This is a genomic window from Pseudomonas sp. G1002, from assembly GCF_013385455.1.
GTDB lineage: Bacteria > Pseudomonadota > Gammaproteobacteria > Pseudomonadales > Pseudomonadaceae > Aquipseudomonas.
The window spans coordinates 220,930-236,775 of the sequence record NZ_JACAPY010000028.1 but is presented as its reverse complement, the minus strand read 5'-3'; the positions used below and the strand labels follow the sequence as shown (position 1 = coordinate 236,775).

The 15,846-nt window shown below is 61.5% G+C and carries 13 protein-coding genes; 9 read left to right on the top strand and 4 right to left on the bottom strand.

Features of this window, described 5'->3' with window-relative positions:
* The first annotated feature begins 96 nt into the window (after positions 1-96).
* The 7 genes from HX801_RS18865 (at position 97) to HX801_RS18835 (ending at position 7,163) form a co-directional block, all read left to right on the top strand.
* A complete protein-coding gene (locus tag HX801_RS18865; protein ID WP_010169294.1) occupies positions 97-429 on the top strand; it encodes a YceK/YidQ family lipoprotein in 333 nt (110 codons plus the stop codon).
* 53 nt (positions 430-482) lie between these two features.
* Positions 483-836 carry a YceK/YidQ family lipoprotein gene (locus HX801_RS18860; protein ID WP_008439144.1) on the top strand — a complete coding sequence of 118 codons (354 nt, stop codon included), beginning with the start codon at positions 483-485 and terminating at the stop codon, positions 834-836.
* 154 nt (positions 837-990) lie between these two features.
* Positions 991-2,748, top strand: a complete 1,758-nt coding sequence (locus HX801_RS18855) for a carbamoyltransferase (protein ID WP_008439143.1) — start codon at positions 991-993, stop codon at positions 2,746-2,748.
* Complete coding sequence (locus HX801_RS18850) at positions 2,749-3,645, top strand: GNAT family N-acetyltransferase (protein WP_003209464.1); 897 nt, start codon at positions 2,749-2,751, stop codon at positions 3,643-3,645.
* Positions 3,642-5,048 (top strand): PIG-L deacetylase family protein, encoded by a 1,407-nt coding sequence (locus HX801_RS18845; protein WP_177022505.1) that lies wholly within the window; start codon positions 3,642-3,644, stop codon positions 5,046-5,048. The genes HX801_RS18850 and HX801_RS18845 overlap by 4 nt, the downstream gene beginning before the upstream one ends.
* Positions 5,049-5,133: 85 nt before the next feature.
* Complete coding sequence (locus HX801_RS18840; RefSeq protein WP_177022504.1) at positions 5,134-6,282, top strand: glycosyltransferase family 4 protein; 1,149 nt, start codon at positions 5,134-5,136, stop codon at positions 6,280-6,282.
* On the top strand, positions 6,279-7,163 hold the full coding sequence (locus HX801_RS18835) for a glycosyltransferase (protein WP_102604281.1): 885 nt from the start codon (positions 6,279-6,281) through the stop codon (positions 7,161-7,163). The genes HX801_RS18840 and HX801_RS18835 overlap by 4 nt, the downstream gene beginning before the upstream one ends.
* A 66-nt stretch (positions 7,164-7,229) precedes the next feature.
* Here the strand turns inward: HX801_RS18835 and HX801_RS18830 are convergent, their stop codons facing one another.
* Positions 7,230-9,107 carry an O-antigen ligase family protein gene (locus HX801_RS18830; protein ID WP_008439137.1) on the bottom strand — a complete coding sequence of 626 codons (1,878 nt, stop codon included), beginning with the start codon at positions 9,105-9,107 and terminating at the stop codon, positions 7,230-7,232.
* Positions 9,108-9,266: 159 nt separating this feature from the next.
* Here HX801_RS18830 and msbA point away from each other — a divergent pair, with 159 nt between their 5' ends.
* Positions 9,267-11,072, top strand: coding sequence for a lipid A export permease/ATP-binding protein MsbA (gene msbA / locus HX801_RS18825; RefSeq protein WP_003209481.1), 1,806 nt, complete (start codon positions 9,267-9,269; stop codon positions 11,070-11,072).
* A 154-nt stretch (positions 11,073-11,226) separates the two neighbouring features.
* Entirely contained in the window at positions 11,227-12,648 is a 1,422-nt protein-coding gene (gene hldE, locus HX801_RS18820; protein ID WP_003209486.1) for a bifunctional D-glycero-beta-D-manno-heptose-7-phosphate kinase/D-glycero-beta-D-manno-heptose 1-phosphate adenylyltransferase HldE, read from the top strand.
* A gap of 149 nt (positions 12,649-12,797) precedes the next feature.
* Here the strand turns inward: hldE and HX801_RS18815 are convergent, their stop codons facing one another.
* Genes HX801_RS18815 through HX801_RS18805 form a run of 3 tightly spaced genes read right to left on the bottom strand, consistent with a single transcriptional unit; the run spans position 12,798 to position 15,792 of the window.
* On the bottom strand, positions 12,798-13,766 hold the full coding sequence (locus HX801_RS18815) for a hypothetical protein (RefSeq protein ID WP_003209488.1): 969 nt from the start codon (positions 13,764-13,766) through the stop codon (positions 12,798-12,800).
* A gap of 41 nt (positions 13,767-13,807) precedes the next feature.
* Positions 13,808-14,620, bottom strand: a complete 813-nt coding sequence (locus HX801_RS18810) for an aldo/keto reductase (protein ID WP_003209490.1) — start codon at positions 14,618-14,620, stop codon at positions 13,808-13,810.
* Complete coding sequence (locus HX801_RS18805) at positions 14,617-15,792, bottom strand: FAD-binding oxidoreductase (protein WP_003209491.1); 1,176 nt, start codon at positions 15,790-15,792, stop codon at positions 14,617-14,619. Before HX801_RS18805 ends, HX801_RS18810 begins: the two co-directional genes overlap by 4 nt.
* Between the last annotated feature and the right edge of the window lie 54 nt (positions 15,793-15,846).

Genomic DNA, 15,846 nt, shown 5'->3' with positions numbered 1-15,846 from the left:
CCATTTCGGAATCTTCTTACATGGCGCGGCGGTGCGTGGGGTCTGGGTCACCAACAGGGCCGATGTTAGCGTTGCTGGCCATTCAGAGGGCTTGCCATGACGCTAAAAATGACTGCTGCGCTAAGCATTGGAATCCTTGTGTTGAGCGGCTGCGGAACGGCCAATACGCTGTTGCGCGAAGACGCGGCGGCGGCACGTGAACTCAGGAAGCAAAAAACCTACTGCCAGTCGATTCCCCGTGTCTACAGCGGGGTTGCCTTTGATTTCTGCCTGCTGCACGCCGCGCCGGACCTCACTGGCGTGCTGATGCCATTCGTTCTATTGGATATAACGGTCTCGGGCATTGTTGATACAGTGGTCCTGCCCTATACGGTCTACAAGCAAGGTACCGATGGCAACATCAGTATCTATTGGCGCCCGGGTTCATAAACGGATCCGGCAAGGTTGTATGGGGCAGGGATGAATGCCCACACTTATGCCAAATGGAGTTGTCCGTGAGTCTTGCAACCAGAGTCCTTCTCGCCGCTGTACTGGTATCCACCACCGGTTGCGGCACCATCAACACGGTGTTTCGCCCGGACGCCGTTGCCAGCCAGAACCTCAAGGAATCGCGCAGTTATTGTGAAAACGTGCCGCGTATCTACAGTGGGGTGATCTACGGTTTCTGCACCTTGAACGGCGCGCCCGACACCACCAAAGAGCACACGCGCGATGCCTCCGGCTCCCTGCCGATCTTCGCCGCCGAGCTCGTGGCCTCCGGCTTGCTCGACACCCTTGTGCTGCCCTACACGGTCTACCGCCAGAACAGGGACGGCAGCATCGAGATTTTCCGCTAGGCCTGCAGTGACAACCGGTCGCCACAATCCCTAGATCATCCCGCGCCGTGTTTACGCTATAATCCCGCCCTTTAGCTGTTTCTCGCCCAGGCGGGGAGCACACTTTTTTCAGGCGTGACGCGCCTGCATGCAGACTAAAAGAGGCTAGACCCCTGTGGCATTGACGATTCTTGGCCTGTCCGGCGCCCTTAGCCATGATCCTTCCGCAGCCTTGTACATCGACGGCAAGCTGATCGCGGCCGCCGAAGAAGAGCGCTTCGTGCGCGACAAACATGCAAAGAACCGCATGCCCTACGAGTCGGCGAAGTTCTGCCTGGAACAAGCCGGTATCAAGCCTTCCGACGTTGATGTGGTGGCGATTCCGTTCGCCCCCATCAGCCTGTTCGGCGAGGCCCGCTGGCACTACGCCAAGCGTTACTGGTACGCCCCGGACCGCGCCCTCGACGCGATCCTGATGGGCAACCGTCGCTACAAGCGCTATCGCAACAAGATCGTCTGGTGCCTGGAGCAACTGGGCTTCGATCCGAAGAAAATCAAGATCGAACCGGTTGAACACCACCTGGCCCACGCCTCCAGTGCCTACCATTGCTCGGGCTTCCAGGAGAAGACCGCGATCCTCGGGATCGACGGCAAGGGCGAGTACGCCACCACCTTCTTCGGCTACGGCGAAAACGGCAAGATCCACAAGATCAAGGAATTCTACGATCCGGACTCCCTCGGCGGCCTGTATGGCGCGATCACCGAGTTCCTCGGTTTCGAGATGCTCGACGGTGAGTTCAAGGTCATGGGCATGGCGCCGTATGGCGATGCCAGCAAGTACGATTTCTCGCGCCTGGCCTCCTTTGAAAACGGCGAGCTGGTGATCAACACCGACTACGCCAACGTCATCGGCCTGCGCCGCTACAAAGAGAAGGGCAAGGGTTTCTACTTCTCGCCAAAACTGATCGAGTGGCTGGGTCCGAAGCGCGAAGGCGATATCGCCGACGAGCCGTACATCCACTACGCGGCCAGCATGCAGGCGCTGTTCGAGAAGCTGGCGTTGCAGATGATCGACCATTACCTGGGCGACATCCTCAAAGACACCGGCAAGCTGGCCTTCGCCGGCGGCTGTGCGCTGAACGTCAAGCTGAACCAGAAGATCATTGCCCGCGACGACGTCAAGGAGCTGTTCGTGCAGCCGGCGTCCGGCGATGCCGGTACTGCGGTGGGTGCAGCCGCCTACGTGTCTCACGCCCGTGGCGTACCGGTTGAGAAGATGGAACACGTCTATCTCGGCCCGTCCTACAGCAACGAAGACGTGATCGCGGCGTGCGCCAAGCACGAGAGCAAGCCGGTCTGGCGCAAGATTGAAAACATGCCCAAGCGCATCGCCAGGATCATGGTCGACGGCAACCCGGTGGCCTGGTTCCAGGGCCGCATGGAGTTTGGCCCGCGTGCCCTGGGCGGTCGTTCGATCATCGGTTGCCCAAGCGCCACCGGCGTGGCTGACCGGATCAACCACCAGATCAAGTTCCGCGAGCGCTGGAGGCCTTTCTGCCCGTCGATGCTCGACACCGTTGCGCCACAGATGATCAAGGTCGATCACCCGGCGCCGTTCATGACCTTCACCTTTGAAGTGTCGGAAGAGTGGAAAACCCGCGTGCCGGAAGTGGTCCATGAAGATGGTACCTCCCGTGCCCAGGTGCTCAAGCGCGAATACAACCCGCGCTACTACGACATGATGAAAGAACTGGAAGTACTGACCGGCAATGGTGTGTCGCTGAACACCTCGCTCAACCGTCGTGGCGAAGCGATGATCTGCTCGCCGACCGACGCGCTGAACATGTTCTTCGGTTCCGACCTGCAGTACCTGATCATGGAAGACATCCTCGTGGTCAAGGACGGCGTGGACCCTTATGACGCCGTGGTCTAAATGCTGAACCGCTTCCAGGGCTGGCGTGAACGTGGCTGGACGCCTGTCGAGGCCGAGGTTTACGCCCAGGCCTGGCAGCGTTTTGGCGGCAGCGTGGCGACTCATCCGCAGATCGTCGAGCGGCTGGCGCACCTGGCGCAGATTCCGGTGCGCTACCTGGGCTGGGAGCAGGACGGTGAGCTGAAGGGCGCAATTGCTACCTGGGGGCGCGACCTGGCCCTGTCCAAGGACGTGCTCAAGCGCAAAGGCAAAAAAGGCCTGTTTGATCTGGGTAACGCCGAGATCATCCTGCCGCTTGCCGCCGATGCGCAGGTGCCGTTGCGCCATCGCGCGCGCTATCTCTCTGCACTGAATGAAGGGCGCGTGAGCACCCTCAAGCCCCAGGCTGAGCAGTTGGCCATGGCGCGCACACCGGAAGAGCTGTCGAAGAAGTTTCGCTACAACCAGCGCCGCGAACTGCGTTTGCTGGAAGAGGCGGGCGGCGTGGTAAGGGCGGTCGGCGAGTTTTCCAGCAGCGAACTGGCGGCGATTTACTGCGACCTGTTCCAGCGGCGCTGGGGTTTCCCGGCGGCGGGTGCCGAGCGCTTGGCCGAGGTGCTGGAGTTGCTCAAGGAATTCCTGTTCGGCTCGGTGCTGTTTCTCAATGACGCTGCGATTGCCGTGCAACTGGTGTATCAGGTGCAGGCACCGCAGTGGGTCAGTGCCGAGTACGTCAACGGCGGTGTCGACCCTGAAACCAAGGCGTTCAGCCCCGGCAGCGTGCTGAGTTTCCTCAATACCCAAAGTGCCTGGGAGCAAGCGCGGGCGAGCGACAAGCCGCTGCGTTTCTCCTTCGGGCGTTCCGACCGTGAATACAAGGAGCGCTGGTGCAACCCGGTGCCGGTGTTCAGCGTATGAGTCGCAAACAGCAATTGCTCAAGCAGCACCGGCGTAACAAGCGTATTGCGCTGTTGGTGGGCCTGTTGCTATTGGTGGCTGTCGGTGTGCTGGTGGCCTGGTGGTTGCAACTGGTGCTGGCCGTGGTGCTGTGGGCCGCACATGAGGCCTGGTTTGCCGATCATCTGTTCTACTCGCCGAAAGACGATTATGAGTACGCGTTTCCTGAAGGGAGCGAGTGCGCGGGCCTGCGTCTTGAAGCCGGGCGCCTGCTGTTGGACACGCCTCTGGTGGGCGATGAAACCCTGATCGTCGGGGTTGAACTCAAAAGCTCTTGGCTCGGGCGTTTTCTCGATCCTGCGGTGGAGTTATCGGGCCTGGATGCACCAGACCGGCAAGTCTTCGAGCGGGGGGTTGCAGGACGGCGCTACCTCAACCTGACAGGCATGGGCGAAGCGCTGGCCAGCGGTAAGCTGCGCTTGCGCGGGCGCTTCTGCCGGATCAAGGGGCAGCCGACGCTCTGGTTGTTCCGCCAGCCGGACTACCGTCGCCAACGGGTGATGGTCATCGCGCCCCATGCCGACGATGCCGAATTGGCCGCTTTCAGCCTGTACAGCCAAGCCGACGAGAGCTGGATCGTCACCCTGACGGCGGGCGAAATCGAAGCCGATCACTATCAGCAGATGGGCATGCCCAAGGCCGATGCCGCACGACTCAAAGGCCGCCTGCGTGCCTGGGACAGCGTCACCGTGCCGCGTTGGGCGGGCGTTCCCGAAGCGCAGTGCGTGCAGTTGGGTTACTTCTGCATGCAACTGCCGGCGATGCAGGCCGCGCCAGATCAGCCCCAGGCTTCCCGGGAAGCCCAGTTGGACGATACGCGGCTGTTTCGCCAGTTCAATGCCCTGGCCTTGCCCGGGGATGTGGACGGCGCCCCGACCTGGAATAACCTGATTGCCGACCTGCGGGCATTGCTGCTCAAGGCGCGCCCGCAGGTGATCGTGTTGCCGACGCCGTTGCTGGATCCGCACCCGGATCACATCTGCGCCCACGCCGCGATTCTCGAAGCCTTGCAAGGCCTGGAGTGGCAACCGGGCACGTTGCTCGGCTACGCCAACCACCTGCATGATAACGATCGTTGGCCCATGGGTGATTCGGGCGCTGGCGTGGCCTTGCCGCCGCGTTTTGATGCCTCCGGTAAACTTGTGCCTTGCAGCTTGCCGCTGACGCTCAGCCAGCAGCAGGACAAGGCCATGGCCCTGGGCATGATGCACGACTTGCAGCCGCGGGCGCCGTTCAAGCGCCGCGTGCGCAGGTGGTTGCAGCAATTACTGGCGGGCCGTAGTCCATCGCCTTACGGAGAGAATGAGTTCTTCCGCAAGGCGGTGCGCCGTCATGAGTTGCTCTGGGTGTTGAAGCAGGATTGAGACCTTATTGAAGGCAGGCTTGCAGCGCCTGCCGCCCCTTTTCGCCGGGCTGCGCGCCCGCAGCCAGATTGCAGCATGGAGAGTTATGAAACCTCGTTTCAAGGTTTTGCAGTTACAGCCGGACTACAACGTCAAGACCCACGACTTCGCCGACCTCGGCGAGCAGATCGTCAAGGCCTTGCCGGCTGAACGTTTCGAGGTCACATCCGGGTTCCTCAGCGGCCGCCCGCTGCCCGGCCAGCCCCTGAGCGTGGCTGAGCACTCCCATTATTTCGAGTTGCCGGAAAAGTCCCTCAAGGGCATTCGTTTCGGCGCGATGTGGCAGATCTACAAATATTGCCGCGAGCAGAAATTCGACGTGGTCATCTGTAACCGCTTCAAGTCGGTGAACATGATGCTGTCGCTCAACCGCTGGTTGAAGATCCCCCTGTGCATCGGCATCTCCCACGGTTTTGGCGAGTACGCCCGGGGCTACCGCCGGCGCCAGACGCAGAAGTGGGTCAGCCCGGCGTGGCGATTCGTCGGGGTGTCGGCAGCGGTCAGGGATTACCTGGTGGACCTCAACTGCGGGTTCACCCGCGAAAACACCACCTTTGTCACCAATGCCATCGACATCCCCCAGGCCGAAGCCTTGCAGTTGCCACGGGATGAGGCGCGCAGGGCCCTGGGCTTGCCGCTGGATGCACGGATGATTGGCGCCCTGGGCCGCCTGGTGCCGATCAAGGGCCACACCCATTTGTTGCAAGCGTTCGCCACCCTCAAGGACAAATACCCTGAGGCCCAGGTGGGGATCATCGGCTCCGGCCGCGCCGAAGCAGACCTGCGCGCCGATATCGAGCGCCTGGGCCTGACCGGCCGTGCGCACCTGCTGGGCTTTCGCGAAGATGGCATGAAGTATGTGCGCGGTTTCGACATCTGGACCATGCCGTCGTTGTTCGAAGGCCTGGGCCTGGCGCTGCTGGAAGGCATGAGCGGCCATCTGCCGGTCATCGCCTCCAATGGCCCGGCGATGCTGCCGTTGGTGCAAGGTGCCGGCGGCCTCTCCCATGATCCGGGCAATGTCGAGCAGTTGGCGGCAGCACTGGACACTTACCTGGCGCTGAGCGACGAAGAGCTGCGTGCCAAGGGTGAGCAAGTGTTCCGCTACCTGGAAGAAAACCACACCTTGGACGAGTTCCGGCACAAGTATTTGAACCTGATCGAAACCGGTCTGCGTGAAGTAGGTAAAGCATGAGTCTGCAGCAACCCCTGGTCACTGTGATCATCGCCTCCTACAACCACGGGCCGTACATCGAGCAGAGCATTCTCAGTGTGCTCGGCCAGACCTACCCCAACATCGAGTTGCTGGTGGTAGACGATGGCTCCAGGGATGACAGCGTGGAGCGCATCCAGCGCTTGCAGGCCGAACACGGGTTTGATTTCCAGGTGCAGCAGAACCAGGGCCTGACCAATACCCTGAACGGTGCCATCGCTCGCGCCAAAGGCAGCCTGATCGCGCCATTCGGCTCCGATGACATCATGCTGCCCGAGCGCATCGCCACCCAGGTTGCCTACATGGAAGGCAAGCCGAAGGTGGGTATTTGCGCCGGCAATATCGAGTTGATTGATGGGGACGGCAAGCCATACCCGGAGAAGAAGCAGCGCCGCGACTTGCCGTTTCGCAGCCTGGATTTCGATGACCTGTTCCTCGATCGCAAGCCCTTTCCGCCGGCACCGACGCTGATGATCCGTCGGCAGGCGCTGGAAGAGGTCGGAGGGTTCGATCCGCTGATTCCGCTGGAAGACTTGCTGATCGAATTGAAGATCACCCACGCCGGGTACACCATCGACGTGTTGAACGTGGTGATGGCGCGCTATCGCCAGCACGCGACCAACACCTACAAGAATCACCGCTACATGATCCAGAACATCCTCAAGACCTACGGGTTGTTCAGCGATCATCCAGCCTACGATCAGGTTCGCTACAACTTCCTGAACTCGATGTTCCTCAAGACTGCCGACCGTGACCGCCCACTGGCGCGGGAGATCCTCAAGCAGATTCCGTTGAAGTTCTGGGGTCGCAAGACCTTGCGTGGGTTGGTGCGGCTGTACCTGGCGCCGCAGCGCAGCTCATAGGGCTTCGGCCGGGCCATTGCGTTCATCGCAATGGCCCGGGGCCTGCAACCCCGGCGCTTCAAACCATCACTTGGCCGGGTTCGCTACCTGCGCAACCGGACGATTGAGCCTGGACACCTGGTCACGGATCTTCGCCGTGGCGCTTGGCGATGCAGCCGAAGCGTAGCCAGCGGCGAGTTGTTCAAAGTGGGTTTCGAACAACCAGTTGCGGTCCTGGGGATAACGCTGCATGTGCCGCAGGTTGCGCTGGCGCAGGGCGTTACGCAGCGGCGATGGGTAGATGCGCATGTCTGCCACGTCAATCAGGCCGAACTCGCCATCATCCATCAAAAGTACGTTGCCCAGGTGCAGGGAGCGGAAGTACACGCCGCGCTCGTGGAGCTGGGCCATGAACCGGCCGAAACGTTCGATCAGCGATTCCCGCAGGCTGCTGTCCAGGCTTTGCAGGGCCTGGCGCAGGGTCAGGCCGGGCAGCGGCTGATAACGTACGGCGCTGCTCGCATCCTTTAACTGATAGAGATTGAGGATGACCGGTGATGGAATCCCCAATGCACGCAGTTGCTCGCTGTTGCTGGCAAAGCGCTCTGAATAGGGATTGAAGCTGCCTGAGGTGTACCAGCGACGAGGGCGGAACAGCTTGAGGAAGCTGCCATCCTCCAGGCGCAGGACCTTGGGCCCCAGGCCATCGGCTTCGATCACGTGGGCGTTGGCGCACAGCTGTTCGAAGTCTTGCGATTTCAGGCGTTGAACCGGCATGCGCAGCAGGCTGCGGCGACGCTGGGCGATGCTCAGGCCGGCGATCAGTGCCAGCGGGATCCACAGCAGGAACCAGTGCTCTTTTGGTCGCGAGAGAATGCCGCCGCCTTCGGTCAGGCCGGCACCGATGCCATAGGCCAGCAGGGAGGAGGCCAGGATGAACAATGGCTGCGCACGTTCCTTGAGGCTTTTGTACAGGCCCCAGCCGAGCATGAATATCCACGGGATGAAGCCGATGATGCCGACGTAATAGAGCACGCCGAGGGCAAAGCTGTGGGGTTCGCGCAGTTGATTGCCGTCGGCGAGTGTCAGGTACAACTCTGAGTCGTAGCTGTGGCCGATCCAGGGGTGTTCGGCAATACGCTCAAGCGACATGCTCCAGAGTTCGAAGCGGGACGAGCTGCCACGATTGGTGATCAGTTCGGGATAGAGCAGCAGCAGCGCCGCGGCCCCCAGCGCCATACAGGCGATCAGCAGGGCCGAGCGCCGATTGCGAGTGATGAAACTTAGCCAGAGCACGGCAAGGAGCAGGGCAACCAGCGGCGTTCTCGAGCCGGTGGCCATCACTGCAGCGCCCATGATTGCCAGTGCCGGAACGCTGAACCAGAGTACGTGCGCACGCTTGGTGGTCATGCATACGTACAGCCAGTAAATGCAGAAAAAACCGAATACGTGAGAGCTCAACAGCGGATTATCAAGAGCGCCACGCCCGCCGATCATTCGCGAGCCATCCGAGAGGTGGGGAGCAAAAGCCACCAGGCTGCAGGCGCTCGATATCAGCGCAATCAGCGCGGCACAGAAGAAGATCGGCTTGAACAGTTCGCTGCGGTAATGCAGCAACAGTCCTAAGCCGACAAACAACGTGAAGGTATTCGGTGGCCGCTTGAACAGGTCGGAGTCTGTCGTGGCCTCAGGGCTCCAGAGCAGGCTGGTGAGCGCCCAGCCCGAGAAAACCAGGAAGGCAATCGCCAGCGGCTCGCGCAATACCTGCTTGAATTCCGTCGGGCGCAGGCACAGCAGCAACAGTGTCGGCGCTGCGAACAGCAGGTAGTAGAACCTGTGCAGCACGTTTCGATTGGTGACGAAGAACAGCGAACTCAGGAGCAACAACAAGCCGATGGGCAGAATCCACAAACAGAGGAAGTCGAAAACGCGATTTGAGCCATAGGTAAGGCGCTTGGAGTGCATACAGAAAAGCCGTTCCAGAATAAAGAAAGCCGACCATACTAAAGTAGTGGCTATATAATGTCGTCCGTTGGATCCAACGGGGCTGCGGTTGTGCCGCGTGCAAGTACAACAGAGAAGCTGTGCTAAAGTCAGCCTCCTTTTTCAAAACCGCCGCGTGATATGACCGACTCCAGTCCGAGCGCAAGCCCTTCGAGCTTGAAAATATACTTCCGCCTGCTCAGCTACGTTAAGCCCTATGCCGGCTTGTTCGCGTTGAGTATCGTCGGCTTTCTGATTTTCGCTTCGACCCAGCCGATGCTGGGCTACATCCTCAAGTACTTTGTCGATGGCCTGTCCAACCCTGAAGCGGTGTTGTTTCCCACGGTGCCTTTCCTGCGTGACCTGCAACTGCTGCAGGCCGTGCCGTTGCTGATCATCCTGATCGCCGCGTGGCAGGGCCTCGGTTCGTTCCTGGGCAACTACCTGCTGGCCAAGGTTTCCCTGGGCCTGGTCCACGACCTGCGGGTGCAGTTGTTCAACAACCTGCTGACCCTGCCGAACCGCTATTTCGACAATCACAACTCCGGGCACCTGATCTCCCGCATCACCTTCAACGTGACCATGGTCACCGGTGCTGCGACCGATGCCATCAAGGTGGTGATTCGCGAAGGCATGACGGTGATCTTCCTGTTCGCCTCGCTGCTGTTCATGAACTGGCGGCTGACCCTGGTGATGATCGCCATCCTGCCGTTGATTGCCGTGATGGTCAGCACCGCAAGCAAGAAATTCCGCAAGCAGAGCAAGAAGATCCAGGTTGCGATGGGCGATGTGACCCACGTTGCCTCGGAAACCATCCAGGGCTACCGCGTGGTGCGCAGCTTCGGCGGTGAGGTGTATGAGCAGAAGCGCTTCCTCAAGGCCAGCCTTAGCAACACCAACAAACAACTGCGCATGACCCGCACCGGCGCGATCTATACGCCGGCGCTGCAACTGGTGATCTACAGCGCCATGGCAGTGTTGATGTTCCTGGTCCTGTACCTTCGCGGTGATGCGTCGGCGGGTGACATGGTGGCCTACATCACGTTGGCCGGCCTGTTGCCCAAGCCAATCCGCCAGCTGTCCGAAGTCAGCTCGACCATCCAGAAAGGCGTGGCCGGTGCCGAAAGTATTTTCGAGCAGTTGGACGAAGACGTGGAAATCGATCGCGGCACCATCGAGCGCGACAAGGTCAGCGGCCGCCTGGAAGTGCGCAACCTGAACTTCACCTACCCGGGCACCGAGCGTCATGTGCTCAAGGACATCACTTTTACCGCAGAGCCCGGGCAGATGGTTGCCCTGGTGGGGCGTTCGGGTAGCGGCAAGTCGACACTGGCCAGCCTGATCCCGCGTTTCTACCACCATGAGAGCGGTGAGATCCTGCTCGACGGCGTGGAAATCGAAGACTATCGCCTGCTCAACCTGCGTCGGCACATCGCCCAGGTGACCCAGCACGTGACCCTGTTCAGCGACACGGTGACCAACAACATCGCCTACGGTGACCTGGCCGGCGCACCGCGGGCCGATGTCGAGGCGGCAGCGGCCGATGCCTATGCCAAGGACTTCATCGACCAGTTGCCCAAGGGCTTCGACACCCAGGTCGGCGAAAACGGCGTGCTGCTGTCCGGCGGCCAGCGCCAGCGCCTGGCAATCGCCCGGGCCTTGCTCAAGAACGCGCCATTGCTGATCCTCGACGAGGCCACCTCGGCGCTGGACACCGAATCGGAGCGCCATATCCAGGCCGCCCTGGACAAGGTCATGCAAGGCCGCACGACCCTGGTGATCGCTCACCGCCTGTCGACCATCGAGAAAGCCGACCTGATCCTGGTGATGGACGATGGCCGGATAGTCGAGCGCGGTACCCACGGCGAATTGCTGGCGCAAAACGGTTACTACGCCCGGCTGCATGCCATGGGCCTGGACGCGCCGATCCCGGCCGACATCACCTGATCTGCAGGAGCCGGCTTGTCGGCGATGGCTACCGCGGTTGCACTGAAAAACCGCGGTGGCCGCATCGCCTGCAAGCCGGCTCCTACATTGCACAAGCCTTTGACAACCCTGTGGTAATATCGCGCCCCTGTTCATTTTGTATGTGGGTTGCTCCATGAAGTTGTCCATGCCGCGATTCGATCAAGCCCCTGTCTTGGTGGTCGGCGATGTCATGCTCGACCGTTACTGGCATGGCGGTACCTCACGGATTTCCCCTGAGGCACCGGTACCGGTAGTCAAGGTCGAGCAAATCGAAGACCGTCCAGGTGGCGCTGCCAACGTTGCCCTCAATATTGCCGCCCTCGGCGCCCCGGCATCCCTCGTGGGTGTGACCGGCGACGACGAGGCTGCCGACAGCCTGGCCAACAGCCTGAAGGGTGCGGGTGTGCGTGCGCTGTTCCAGCGTATTCCCCACCAGCCGACCATCGTCAAGCTGCGGGTCATGAGTCGGCACCAGCAATTGCTGCGTATCGATTTTGAAGAACCCTTCGCCACCGACGCCCTGGTGCTCAGCGCCCAGGTCGACGAGATGCTCGAAGGCATCAAGGTGCTGGTGCTGTCCGACTACGGGAAAGGCGCCTTGAAAAACCATCAGGTACTGATCCAGGCCGCCAAGGCCCGGGGCATTCCGGTGCTGGCAGATCCCAAGGGCAAGGACTTCTCGATTTATCGGGGCGCCAGCCTGATCACGCCGAACCTCAGCGAATTTGAAACCATCGTCGGCGGTTGCGTCGATGAGCACGAGCTGGTGACCAAGGGCGCCCAACTCATGGCCGACCTCGACCTGGGTGCCTTGCTGGTGACCCGTGGCGAACACGGCATGACCTTGCTGCGTCCTGATCACCCGGCCATGCACCTGCCGGCGCGGGCTCGTGAAGTGTTCGACGTGACCGGTGCCGGTGATACCGTGATTTCCACCCTGGCCGCGGCAATTGCGGCGGGCGAGGAACTTCCCCATGCGGTGGCCCTGGCCAACCTGGCAGCAGGTATCGTGGTCGGCAAGCTCGGTACGGCGGCCATCAGTGCCCCTGAGCTGCGCCGCGCCATCCAGCGATCCGAAGGCTCGGAGCGCGGTGTGTTGAGCCTTGAGCAACTGTTGCTGGCGATTGACGATGCCCGTGCCCATAACGAGAGCATTGTCTTTACCAACGGTTGCTTCGACATCCTCCACGCCGGTCACGTGACCTACCTGGAGCAGGCGCGGGCCCAGGGCGATCGCTTGATCGTGGCAGTCAACGATGATGCGTCGGTCAGCCGCCTCAAGGGGCCAGGCCGGCCGATCAACAGTGTCGACCGTCGCATGGCGGTGCTGGCAGGTTTGGGTGCGGTGGACTGGGTGATCAGCTTTGCCGAGGCGACCCCGGAAAACCTGCTGGCCCAGGTCAAGCCGGACGTGCTGGTCAAGGGCGGTGATTATTCCGTCGACCAGGTGGTGGGTGCCGATATCGTCAGTGCCTACGGTGGCAAGGTCAAAGTGCTGGGGTTGGTGGAAAACAGCTCGACCACGGCGATTGTCGAGAAGATCCGCAATAACTGATGGTGGGAGCGGGCTTGTGTGGGAGCGGGCTTGCTCGCGAAAGCGGTGGGTCAGCTGGCTGATGCAGTGACTGATACACCGCATTCGCGAGCAAGCCCGCTCCCACACAAGCCCGCTCCCACATTTGACCGCCGCGACCTGATGTCCGGTTACGGGTTGGCTTTTTTCTTCGGCACGATCTTGCGCAAGATCTGCCGCGCCTTACCCGTCAAGCGCTTCAATTTCGATTCTTTCTCCGGCGCACTCAGCCCTTGCTGGCGCAGCCAGTCCTTCCAGCGGATCCGCTCATCCCGCACGATCCAGCCTTCCTGCTGGGCAAAGCTTTCAGCCAGATACAACCCTCGCGTACTCGCCGGATACAGCTGATCCTTCTTCAAGGTATACAGCTCCGCACACGGCTGCCCGTCCTTCAGCGGCATCAGGTACAGGTCCGGGCGCTGGCGGTCCAGGCGGGCCACCAATTGGTCGCCCTCCAGGCGCTCGTCCACATGAAACAGGCTCAGGGACTTCGCCTCCTTGGGCACTTCCAGGCGCAAGTCATAAATCAACTGCAACGAAGCCGTGGGCAGGTGCACGTAGGCGCGTGGTCGTTCAATCAATTGCATGGTGGCGCAGCGCACCGGGCGCGCGGCCCCGGACAGCGGTGAGAGGCGGAACGGCAACGCTTCGCGGTAGTGCAGGGCCGACGAGTAGGGCGCCGGCAGCCAGGTGTCATTGAAACGACCGCCCAGCCAGCCTTCCGGGGTTTCCAGCAGGCATTCCTCGGCGATTTCCTGGATGGCGGTGTGCAGTGGCAGGTTCAGTTCGTGGGCCGGCACATAGCCGGAGATCAGCTTGAGCACGACGTCGCCACGGTCTTGTCGGCGCTGGCGCACCAGCACCCAGTAATCGCGGTTCTGCCAGTGCAGCGTCAGGCGCACCGAGACCCCAAGGTTGGCCAGCTCCAGCACGAAACGCTCGGTGTCTTTCACCTCCACCGGCTTGCGCCGTTGCAGGGTCTGGGCGAAGTTGAGCGGCATGCCGACGCTCTGGTAGCTCAAGCCTTCGGGGGTTGCTTCGACGTGCAGCGGCAGTGTCTTGAAGTTGCTGGGGTTCTTTCTTATGAGCGTTCGCGGCATGTCGGCTCCTTCTTGCGTCGGGGTCGGCCGCGTCGGCGGCATCAGAGTTGGCGAATGACCTTGGCAGCGGTCGCCACGTTGTGGGCGAGGTGCAGCGGATTAATGGTCCCGACAATAGCACTGGCAACGCCAGTTTGCGCAAACAACAGCATGAAACTGGCGTGAATTGGATCCACTCCGGATTCCAGGCAGACATGGCCACTGGCTAGTGCCTTTTTCACCAGGATGCCCTTGCCGTGTGCGGCGGCATAATCAATGACGGCTTTCTCGGCCTGTTCGTTCAAATTGTAGGTGACCATGGCGCAATCACCTTGCTCCAGAGCCTTTACACCGCCCTCGACGGTTTTGCCGGAGAAGCCGAAACCACGGATCTTGCCCTCGCGCTTGAGGTCTTCCAGGGTCTGGTAAACCTCGCAATCATTGAGGATATGCAGGTCGTTGCCGTCGGAGTGCACCAGCACCAGATCGATAAAATCCGTTTCCAGTCGTTTCAGGCTGCGCTCCACCGAAAGCCGGGTGTGGGCTGCGCTGAAGTCGTGATGGGATACGCCTTCGGCAAATTCTTCGCCCACCTTGCTGACAATTACCCATTCCTGGCGCTGGCCGCGCAACAGCGGGCCCAGGCGCTCTTCGCTGCGGCCATAGGCGGGCGCAGTGTCGATCAGGTTGATGCCCAATTGCCGGGCCTGGCGTAACAGCATCCGCGCCGCATCGTCATCGGGAATCTGGAAGCCACTGGGGTATTTCACCCCTTGGTCGCGGCCCAGCTTGACGGTGCCCAGGCCCAGCGGCGAGACCAGCAGGCCGGTGCTGCCCAGTGGGCGGTGGAGGTCGTGCAGAGTCGGCAGGGTCATGGCAGCAGTTGCTCCCAGGCAGGTTGGGCGATAGCGGGTTTCGGCAGCTCGGGCAGTTTTTCGGTAGTTCCGGGCTTGATGCCGTCACGTTCCAGTGCGTTGATCACTCGATCGGCGAAATCCGGTGCCAATGCCAGCTTGGTCGGCCAGCCCACCAACAGGCGATCCTGTTCGGCGAGGAACGCGTTGTCCGGGCGGGTCAGGCCTGACTGCAATGGTTCGGCGCGGTCGACGCGCAAGGTGGCCCATTGGGTCTGGCTCATGTCGATCCAGGGCAGCAACTGCCCCAGCTCTTTTTGGGCGGTGGCGATCTGTTGCTCCGGGGTACGGGCCACACCTTCGGCTTCGGCGATATCGCCGCCCAGGTACCACACCCAATTGCCGTCGGCGGCGGGATGCGTGGTCACGGTGATGCGCGGCTTGGTGCCGCCCCCCAGGCAGTGGGCGTACAGCGGCTTCAGGCCGGGGCCCTTGGCGATGATCATGTGCAGAGGTCGGCGTTGCATGGCGGGCTGGCTCAGGCCCAGGGCGCCGAGAAGGTCAGCGGTGCCGCCGCCGGCGCTGATGACGATACGCTGGGCGCGGATCTCACGGCCATCGACCTTCAGGCCGACCAGTGTGCCTTGTTCCAGCAAGGGTTCGATCTGTTTACCCGCGAGCAAACCGTCGCCGGCCAGTTGGGCCAGGCGTTCGATAAGGCTTGGGACGTCGATCACCAGTTCGGCCAGGCGATAGACCTTGCCCTTGAAGCGGCGATCTTGCAGGGCCGGTGGCAGGTCATCGCCCTTCACTTGATCCACGCGGCCACGCACGGCCTTGCTCGCGAAGAAACTGGTGAGGTTGCCGGCGATGGTGCCCGGCGACCACAAATAGTGGGCTTCGGACAGCAGGCGCACGCCGGAGAGATCCAGTTCACCGTTGCCCGCCAGGGCTTCGCGCCAGCGGCGGGGCATGTCGGCGATGGCTTCGGAGGCACCGGTCAGGGCGCCGTGCAGTGCGTATTTGGCGCCGCCGTGGATGATCCCCTGGGACTTCACGCTTTGCCCGCCACCGAGGGTGGCGCTTTCCACCAATACCGTGGAAAAGCCCTGGCGGCGCAGGCGCGCATTGAGCCAGAGGCCGGCAACCCCGGCGCCGACAATCAGAACGTCGGTGGAAATAACGGATGGCATGCAGCGACCTCAGTGTTCAAGACAGGCTGCGCAGTATACAGGCTCATGAAGTGA

Excerpts from the sequence above, each read along its gene's own strand:
- HX801_RS18865 (WP_010169294.1), top strand. The coding sequence starts at position 97 with ATGACGCTAAAAATGACTGCTGCGCTAAGCATTGGAATCCTTGTGTTG.
- HX801_RS18860 (WP_008439144.1), top strand. The coding sequence starts at position 483 with ATGGAGTTGTCCGTGAGTCTTGCAACCAGAGTCCTTCTCGCCGCTGTA.
- HX801_RS18850 (WP_003209464.1), top strand. The coding sequence starts at position 2,749 with ATGCTGAACCGCTTCCAGGGCTGGCGTGAACGTGGCTGGACGCCTGTC.
- HX801_RS18845 (WP_177022505.1), top strand. The coding sequence starts at position 3,642 with ATGAGTCGCAAACAGCAATTGCTCAAGCAGCACCGGCGTAACAAGCGT.
- HX801_RS18840 (WP_177022504.1), top strand. The coding sequence starts at position 5,134 with ATGAAACCTCGTTTCAAGGTTTTGCAGTTACAGCCGGACTACAACGTC.
- HX801_RS18835 (WP_102604281.1), top strand. The coding sequence starts at position 6,279 with ATGAGTCTGCAGCAACCCCTGGTCACTGTGATCATCGCCTCCTACAAC.
- HX801_RS18830 (WP_008439137.1), bottom strand. The coding sequence starts at position 9,107 with ATGCACTCCAAGCGCCTTACCTATGGCTCAAATCGCGTTTTCGACTTC.
- msbA (WP_003209481.1), top strand. The coding sequence starts at position 9,267 with ATGACCGACTCCAGTCCGAGCGCAAGCCCTTCGAGCTTGAAAATATAC.
- hldE (WP_003209486.1), top strand. The coding sequence starts at position 11,227 with ATGAAGTTGTCCATGCCGCGATTCGATCAAGCCCCTGTCTTGGTGGTC.
- HX801_RS18815 (WP_003209488.1), bottom strand. The coding sequence starts at position 13,766 with ATGCCGCGAACGCTCATAAGAAAGAACCCCAGCAACTTCAAGACACTG.
- HX801_RS18810 (WP_003209490.1), bottom strand. The coding sequence starts at position 14,620 with ATGACCCTGCCGACTCTGCACGACCTCCACCGCCCACTGGGCAGCACC.
- HX801_RS18805 (WP_003209491.1), bottom strand. The coding sequence starts at position 15,792 with ATGCCATCCGTTATTTCCACCGACGTTCTGATTGTCGGCGCCGGGGTT.